1 protein-coding gene is annotated in these 716 nt (G+C 73.3%); it reads right to left on the bottom strand.

The annotated features are described in order from the left end of the window. Positions 1-652, bottom strand: a 652-nt coding sequence (locus tag RI841_RS07755; RefSeq protein WP_310705023.1) for a UDP-N-acetylglucosamine--N-acetylmuramyl-(pentapeptide) pyrophosphoryl-undecaprenol N-acetylglucosamine transferase, incomplete at its 3' end; no start/stop codon positions are given. Positions 653-716 lie beyond the last annotated feature (64 nt).

Raw genomic sequence — 716 nt, 5'->3', positions numbered from 1 at the left:
CGGGGCGTTGCCCCTCGGGCAGCCGGGCGAGTGCCTCGGGTAGCCGCGCGTTGAGGGCCTGCGCCCCCAGCGAGCCACCTACCACCAGCAGCCGCAGGGGGCGTCCGGCCATCGCGTCCGACCGCCTCGGGGCCTCGCCGAGCCGGGCGATCTCGTCGCGCACCGGGTTGCCGATCACCTCGGCCCGACCGGGGAAGGCCTGGGCAAAGGCGGCATAGACGCGACGCGCCAGGTGGGACAGCACCCGGTTGGTGAGCCCCGCCACGGCGTTTTGCTCATGGATGATCAGCGGCCGGCGGACCAGCCAGGCCGCCAGACCGCCGGGCCCGCTGGCGAACCCCCCCAGCCCCACCACCAGTTGGGGATCGACGTCGCGGATGACCCGCCCCGCCTGCCATACCGCCCGGACCAGGTTGAAGGGGGCCAGCAGCCAGCCGGCAAGGCCATTGCCGCGAAGCCCGCTCACCGCGATGCGGTGTAGCGGGATGCCGGCCTCCGGCACCAGGCGGTTCTCGATGCCACGCGGGCTGCCCAGCCAGGCCACCTGCACGCCCTGTGCCGCCAGCCCGTGGGCCAGCGACAGGGCCGGAATGACGTGACCGCCGGTGCCACCTGCCATGATCAATACACGATGTCCCTTGCCTCGACTCATGGTACGCGTCCTTGTATCCTGCCGGGCGTTGGCGCCCGGGAAGCTGTCGGCTGGGCCCGGCGCC

The organism is Halomonas sp. (assembly GCF_031581305.1).
Lineage (GTDB): Bacteria > Pseudomonadota > Gammaproteobacteria > Pseudomonadales > Halomonadaceae > Halomonas.
Note: the sequence above shows the minus strand (reverse complement) of the source record. Positions and strands in the feature narration are given on the sequence as shown.